This window comes from Sphaerisporangium sp. NPDC004334 (assembly GCF_053602655.1).
The window spans coordinates 44,866-52,788 of record NZ_JBSGDZ010000046.1 but is presented as its reverse complement, the minus strand read 5'-3'; the positions used below and the strand labels follow the sequence as shown (position 1 = coordinate 52,788).

General features: G+C 69.9%; 3 protein-coding genes. 2 read left to right on the top strand and 1 reads right to left on the bottom strand.

Annotation, left to right across the window (positions count from 1 at the left end; genetic code table 11):
• Window positions 1-279 precede the first annotated feature (279 nt).
• A complete protein-coding gene (locus ACWEN6_RS38155) occupies window positions 280-2,349 on the top strand; it encodes a family 43 glycosylhydrolase (RefSeq protein WP_452576840.1) in 2,070 nt (689 codons plus the stop codon).
• Between the two features lie 67 nt (window positions 2,350-2,416).
• Window positions 2,417-4,756, top strand: a complete 2,340-nt coding sequence (locus tag ACWEN6_RS38150; protein ID WP_452576839.1) for a beta-L-arabinofuranosidase domain-containing protein — start codon at window positions 2,417-2,419, stop codon at window positions 4,754-4,756.
• A gap of 249 nt (window positions 4,757-5,005) precedes the next feature.
• Here the strand turns inward: ACWEN6_RS38150 and ACWEN6_RS38145 are convergent, their stop codons facing one another.
• A complete protein-coding gene (locus ACWEN6_RS38145; RefSeq protein WP_452576838.1) occupies window positions 5,006-7,879 on the bottom strand; it encodes a cellulose-binding domain-containing protein in 2,874 nt (957 codons plus the stop codon).
• Window positions 7,880-7,923: the final 44 nt, after the last annotated feature.

The window sequence follows — 7,923 nt, the reverse complement described above, 5'->3', positions numbered from 1 at the left end:
AGACCGTCGACCCCTGCAACCTGCAACTGCTCTACCAAGGCCGCAGCCCCAGCTCCAACGGCGTCGACTACGGCCTGCTGCCCTACCGCCCGGGCGTGCTGACCCTCCAGCGCTGAGCCCCGACGAGACCCGCCCCGGGTGCGGCGGACCTGACCCCGCCGCACCCGAGGCGCCGCCCGCCGGTGCCGCACCGCGGCCCGGCGGGCCGCAAGATCGCGGGCGTCGAATCCCACGGCGTCAGCGACCCCCGTCGATCCGAATCCACCCTGGAGGGCTTCCGTGCGTGCCAATCGATGGCGGCGCCTGCTCGTGGCCGCGACGGCCGTCTTTCTCAGCCTCGCCGGAGTCATGACCGCGGTCTCCGCCCAGGCCGCCGCGGGGTGCCGGGTCGGCTACACCGTGACCAACCAGTGGCAGGACGGCTTCGGCGCCAACGTCGAGATCACCAACCTCGGCGACGCGGTCGACGGCTGGCGGCTCACGTGGTCGTTCTCCGCAGGGCAGAGCATCACCCAGTTGTGGAACGGGACCTCCGCCCAGTCGGGCTCCCAGGTCACCGTGACCAACGCCGCCTACAACGCCGCCATCCCCGCGGGCGGCAGCGTCTCCTTCGGGTTCAACGGAAGCTGGACCGGTTCCAACCCGGTGCCGACCGACTTCGCCCTCAACGGCACCACCTGCAACGGCCCCGCCACCCCGACACCCACCCCCACGCCGACGCCGACCCCGACCGTCACCCCGACGCCCACGCCCACGCCGACGGTCACCCCCACGCCGACGCCCACCCCGACTCCTACGCCGACCCCCACGCCGACCCCCACGCCGACGCCGACGGGCCCGTGGCCGCCGTCGTCGCAGTACGCCAACCCGGTGTTGTGGGAGGACCTGGCGGACATCGACGTGTTCCGGGTGGACGACACCTACTACTACTCGGCCTCGACGATGCACTACTCGCCGGGCGCGCCGATCCTGCGCTCCTACGACCTGGTCAACTGGGAGTACGCCGGCCACTCGGTGCCCAAGCTGGACTTCGGCTCCAAGTACGACCTCAACGGCGGGCGGGCCTACATCGACGGCGTCTGGGCGTCGTTCCTGAACTACCGCAAGAGCAACAAGACGTTCTACTGGGGCGGCTGCATCGACTTCAGCAAGACCTACATCTACACCGCGAGCTCGGTCGAAGGGCCGTGGAACCGGCACACCACGATCAACAAGTGCTACTACGACGCCGGCCTGCTGATCGACGACAACGACACGATGTACGTCTCCTACGGCAACACCAGCATCAGCGTGGCCCAGCTCTCTGCCGACGGGAAGTCCGAGGTGCGCTCCCAGCAGGTGTTCCAGACGCCCTCCAGCGTCGGCACCCTGGAAGGCTCCCGGATGTACAAGCGGAACGGGAACTACTACATCTTCCTCACCCGCCCGGCCAACGGCCAGTACGTCCTGAAGTCCTCCAGCCCGTTCGGACCGTACGAGATGCGCCAGGTGCTGCTGAACATGTCCGGGCCGATCTCCGGTGGCGGCGTGCCGCACCAGGGCGGGCTGGTGCAGACCCAGAACGGCGCCTGGTACTACATGGGCTTCCAGGACGCCTACCCCGGCGGCCGGGTGCCGGTGCTGGCCCCGATCACGTGGACCTCCGACGGCTGGCCCACCGTGCAGACGGTCAACGGCGCGTGGGGCGCCTCCTACCCCTACCCCAACGTCCCGCGCCCGCCGCGCCAGGTGAAGTCGCCCACCGGGACCGACACCTTCGCCGGGACCACGCTGGGCCCCGAGTGGGAATGGAACCACAACCCCGACACCACCAAGTACAGCGTGAACAACGGGCTGCGGCTGCAGACCGCCACCGTGACCAACGACCTGTACGCGGCGCGTAACACCCTGACCCATCGCATACTCGGCCCCAGTTCGACGGCGACGGTCGAGCTGGACTACTCGGCGATGCGGGACGGGGACCGGACCGGGCTGGCGATGCTGCGCGACTCCTCGGCCTGGATCGGCGTCAAACGCGACAACGGGCAGACCCGGGTGGTCATGACCAACGGCCTGAGCATGGACGGAAGCTGGAACACCACCGGCACCGGCACCGAAGCCGCGAGCGCGGCGGTCTCCGGCGGCCGGATCTGGCTGCGCGTCAACGCCGACATCCGCCCCGGCACCGGCAGGCAGGCCCGCTTCTCCTACAGCACCGACGGAACCAACTTCACCACCCTCGGCCCGGCCTTCACGATGGGCAACGCCTGGCAGTTCTTCATGGGGTACCGCTACGCGATCTTCAACTACGCCACCCAATCGCTCGGCGGAGCCGTCAGCGTTCCCCGCTTCACCATGACCACCCCCTGACGGACCCCACACCACAGGCCGGCGCGCGCCCGCGCCGGCCTGCTCCCCTCGATGTCCTGGAGCAGAAGTGTCCCCCTCATCACTGAGCCGCCGCCAGCTCTTCCAGGCCGCGGGCGTCGCCGTCGCCGCCTCCGCCGTCTCCACCGCCGGACAGGTCGCCGGCGCCTCGGCCGCCTCGGCCGCGGTCGCCCCGGCCCGCCCCGACATCGGCGTGTCGGCGTACATGTTCGACCTCGGGCAGGTGCGGCTGACCTCCGGCCGCTGGCTGGACAACCAGAACCGCACGCTGTCGTACCTGCGGTTCGTCGACGTGGACCGGATGCTGTACAACTTCCGGGCCAACCACCGGCTGTCCACCAACGGCGCCGCCTCCAACGGCGGATGGGACGCGCCCTCGTTCCCGTTCCGCACCCACATGCAGGGGCACCTGCTCACCGCGTGGGCCCAGGCCTGGGCCGTGCTGGGTGACACCACCTGCCGGGACAAGGCCACCTACATGGTCGCCGAGCTGGCCAAGTGCCAGGCGAACAACGGCGCGGCCGGGTTCTCCTCCGGGTACCTGTGCGGCTTCCCCGAGTCCGACTTCAGCGCCCTGGAGGCGCGCACGCTGAGCAACGGCAACGTGCCGTACTACGTCATGCACAAGACCCTGGCCGGCCTGCTCGACGTGTGGCGCCTCATCGGCAGCACCCAGGCCCGGGACGTACTGCTCTCACTCGCGGGCTGGGTGGACCAGCGCACCTCCCGGCTCAGCTCCAGCCAGATGCAGAACATGCTGGGCACCGAGTTCGGCGGCATGAACGCGGTGCTGACCGACATCTACCAGCAGACCGGCGACTCCCGCTGGCTAACCACGGCGCAGCGGTTCGACCACGCCGCCGTGTTCAACCCGCTCGCCTCCAATCAGGACCAGCTCAACGGCCTGCACGCCAACACCCAGGTGCCCAAGTGGATCGGCGCGGCGCGGGAGTACAAGGCCACCGGCACGACCCGCTACCGGGACATCGCCAGCAACGCCTGGAACATCACCGTCGGCGCGCACACCTACGCCATCGGCGGCAACAGCCAGGCCGAGCACTTCCGGGCGCCCAACGCGATCGCCGGGTACCTCACCAACGACACCTGCGAGCACTGCAACAGCTACAACATGCTCAAGCTGACCCGCGAGCTGTGGCTGCTGAACCCGAACCAGGCGTCCTACATGGACTTCTACGAGCGGGCGCTGTTCAACCACATCCTCGGCGCGCAGAATCCCGCTGACAGCCACGGGCACGTCACCTACTTCACGCCGCTCAAGCCCGGCGGCCGCCGCGGCGTGGGCCCGGCGTGGGGCGGCGGCACGTGGAGCACCGACTACAACTCGTTCTGGTGCTGCCAGGGCACGGGCGTCGAGGTCAACACGGCCCTGATGGACTCCATCTACTCCTACAACGGCACCACGTTGTTCGTGAACATGTTCCAGCCCTCCACCCTGAACTGGTCACAGCGCGGGATCACGGTCACCCAGACGACCTCCTACCCGGCGAGCGACACCACGACCCTGCAGGTCACCGGCGGCGCCGGCGACTCCTGGACGATGCGCGTGCGCATCCCGGCCTGGACCACGGGCGCCACGATCAGCGTCAACGGCACGCAGCAGAGCGTGGACACCACCCCCGGCTCCTACGCCACCCTCACCCGGACGTGGACCTCCGGCGACACCGTGACGGTGCGCCTGCCCATGCGGGTGGTCATGAAGGCCGCCAACGACAACCAGAACGTCTCGGCGATCACCTACGGACCGCTCGTCCTGTCGGGGAACTACGGCAACACCTCGCTGTCGGCGCTGCCGAGCCTGAACACCTCCTCGATCACCCGGACCAGCACCTCGGCGCTCACCTTCACGGCGACCGCCAACAACGCGACGGTCAACATCATCCCCTTCTACGACGCGCAGGGGCACAACTACACCGTCTACTGGAACGCCAACGGGCAGAGCGGAGGCGGGACGACGAGCTACCGGCTGGTCAACGCCGCCAGCGGTCTGGTCCTCGGCATCCAGAACATGTCCACCGCGGACGGCGGCCTCGCGCTGCAGTGGACCGACAGCGGCACCGCCGACCACAACTGGGTGATGGTCACCGACGGTGACGCGGTGCGGTTCCGCAACGTCAACAGCGGCAAGGTGCTGGGCGTGGAGAACATGTCCACCGCCGACAACGCCCGCGTCCTGCAGTGGTCCGACAACGGCACCGCCGACCACCGGTGGACCATGCTCAACAACGGCGACGGAACCTACAAGATCCGCAACGTGAACAGCGGCAAGCTGCTCGCCATCCAGAACAACTCCACCGCCAACGGAGCCCAGGCCGTCCAGGACTCCGACAACGGAACCGCCGACAACCGGTGGCGGCTGGTCCCCAACTAGACCCGCCGGCCGAACCGGGAGCCGGTCGCCTGGGCGAGAGGCACCGTTCAGGGGACCACACCGAGCGCCGGGCCGCGTTGGCGGCCCGGCGCTCTTCCATGCCGGACGCCCGGTGGCAGGGCGCTCGTCCGTCCCGGACATCCGGCGGTCCGGAGGTGCGGCGGTCCGACGGAGCGGCAGGGCCGCGGGCCGTGGGGCCGCGGGGGAAGGCCCCCGCCGCCGGCGGGCGCCGGCGGCCGGGGCGGTGGGTCAGCGGACGCCGATGGTCCGGCTGCCCAGGACCTTGGGCGCGGTCGCCGGGGTGCCGGTGACCGGCCAGTAAGGCAGGGCGGTGGTGGGCGCCAAGGCCCGCTGGATCAGATAGGACGTGCCGGCCCGCGCCGGAATGGCGAAGGTCGTCCCGGTCTGGTTGCTCAGCACGGTGGCGCCGGAGCCGTCCACGACCGTGACGTTCTGGCCGGGCCAGGGGTTGCGTACGGTGATGGCGCCGTCCGCCCCCGCCTGGACCGCGACGGTGACCAGGTTGCCGTTGCGGATCTGAACATGCGCCTTGCCCTTGTGCTGGATGTACACCGTCCCGTCGGCGCTCCAGGTGCTCGGCCAGCCGGGTGCGACGCGCAGCGTGCCGTCATAGTCCTGGACCAGCGCCTCGCCGATCGCCGCGGCGGTCACGCCCAGCTGCTCCAGGTACGGATTGGTCGTCTTGCTGACATCCCAGCTGGCGAACCCGTTGGCGAAGACCTGGTACTTGTTGACGTTGGCGATGAGAGCGGTCCGCATGTCGTTGCCCAGGCCCAGCCGGGCCGCGTGCAGCGCGTCGTAGCTCCAGTCGGTCTCGGTGATGTAGCTGCGGTGGCTGAAGGTGCGCTTGGCCAGGTCCGACTGGTTGCCGCTGTCGCCGATCAGGTTGTAGGGCCACACCGCCTCCAGGCCGAGGTTCTCCACGTTGTGCCTGGCCGCCGTCGGCTGCGCGGACAGGGCGATCATGTCGTTGCCGCCCGCGTCGCTGGACGGGGTGAGCACCTGGGTCTGCCCGAAGTCGGTGCGGGGCAGCGGCCGGATCTTGGGGATCGCCGCCTGCAGCCGGCCGACCAGGTCCGAGTCGAGGCCGAGGGTCTGCGCCGCCGACACCGTGACCGGGAACAGCGCCTGCATCGCGGCCACGTCGGTGACCGGGTCGTTGACCGCCCACTGGGTCTCGTGGGCGTTGGAGGTGGTGTGCAGCAGGCCGTCGGATCCGGTCTTGGCGTGCGACAGCAGGAACTTCGCCGAGTCCCGCATGACGGGGTAGTTCGCCGACAGGAACGAGCGGTCGTCGGTGGCCAGGTAGGTCTGCCAGATCCACAGCCCGATCTCGGCGCCACTGGTGACGGTCTGGGAGTTGTACGACGGCGCGATGCGCGACTCGCAGGACTCGTTGCCCGAGTACCAGGTGCCGTTGCCGTTGAACCGCATCGTCTCCGGCACGCAGATGCCCTCGTGACCCGGGTAGTGGGCGCTGGTCCAGGCCGTGATGTTGCTCAGGTTGGTGCGGTACAGGGTGAACATCGGCGAGTTCAGCGCGAAGGCGCCGGCCGAGAGGTCGGCCTGCATCATCATCCGCAGGTTCCAGAACCAGTACCCCGCCGGGTACCAGGGCTGGGTGTCCTGGCCGACGTTGAACAGGTTCGCCTCACCGGCCTGGGTGCCGGGGAGGGCGTCCCGGTTGCTCGCGGCGATGCTGAACAGGTACAGCGTCCGCATGTTCTCGAAGTACTCGCCGGACCCGTCGCTGGAGGTGATCTTGATCAGTCCGGTCGAGCTCCAGTAGTCGTGCCACCACGACAGGGTGCTCGCGGCCAGGTCCGCCGAGGCGCGGGTCAGGTCGCCTCCCAGCAGCGTGGTCGCGGTGGTGAGGGCGTTGCCGCCGGTCCAGCCCGGGGACACCACGATGACCCGGAACGACCCGTCGCCGTTGGGCTGGAAGCTCACCTGCGCGGTCCGCGAGTCGGGGTTGGTCGCCCGGACGTTGCGCCCGCCCGCACTGAGGCCCGCCATGGTCCCGAACGTCCTGCCGGAGGTGCCGTTGCCGCCGTTGCCGTCGGTCCAGGTCTCCGAGAGCGTCGCCACCGAGCCGGACGCCTGGGCGCTCGGGTTGCGCGAACTCCACAGCTTCACCTGCGCCGTCTGGGAGCTGTTCGGGTCGGCGCCGGTGACGTCCACCACGAGCTGCGCGGTGTCGGCGCGCACGTAGGCCTTCAGCGTCATGCCGCCGCCGGACTCGTACAGCGTCCCGTCGTACATGTCCAGGTAGCCCTTGAAGTCCGAGGCGCCGGTGAGCCGGCTCAGCCCCGGGATGTACACCTGACCCGGCGACTTGCGGTCCGGGAAGGTGTCGTTGCGGTTCAGCTGCGCGGTGAACCCGTTCGCTCCCCACGCCGCCACTCCCAGAGTGCCGTTCCCCAGCGGGATGAACTGGGTGGAGCTGGTGTTGGCCCGGTTGAGCACGATGTTCGACCGGCGCACCACGTTCGGGGTGTCCACCACGAAGGCGCCGTTCTGCCACGCCGTCGTGGTGGCCCCCGGCGACGGGGAGACCGACGGGCTCGGCGTGGGGGTGGGGGTGACCGTCGGCGTCGGCGTCGGCGTCGGCGTGGGCGTGGGCGTGGGCGTCGGGGTGACGGTCGGGGTCGGCGTCGGCGTGGGGGTGGGTGTCGGGGTGGCGGGGCCGTTGCAGGTGGTGCCGTTGAGGGCGAAGTCGGTCGGCACCGGGTTGGAGCCGGTCCAGCTTCCGTTGAACCCGAAGGAGACGCTGCCGCCCGCGGGGATGGCGGCGTTGTAGGCGGCGTTGGTCACGGTGACCTGGGAGCCCGACTGGGCGGAGGTCCCGTTCCACAACTGGGTGATGCTCTGCCCTGCGGAGAACGACCACGTGAGCCGCCAGCCGTCGACCGCGTCACCAAAATTGTTAACGCTAACATTGGCTCCGAAGCCGCCGTCCCACTGGCTGGAAACGGTGTAGGTGACACGGCAGGCGACGGCCGCGACGGCGGAGGTCACCGGGGTGACCACGGCGGCGACGGCGGCGAGCGCGGCCACGATGGCCATCAGCGCCGACCGCGGCCGGTGGGGGATGACTCGCATGCGGGTTCCTCAGAGACGGTGGACGGATGCGCGGGGCACGGGAG

Bases quoted from the DNA above. Each gene is read 5' to 3' on its own strand.
- ACWEN6_RS38145 (WP_452576838.1), bottom strand. From the start codon at position 7,879: ATGCGAGTCATCCCCCACCGGCCGCGGTCGGCGCTGATGGCCATCGTG.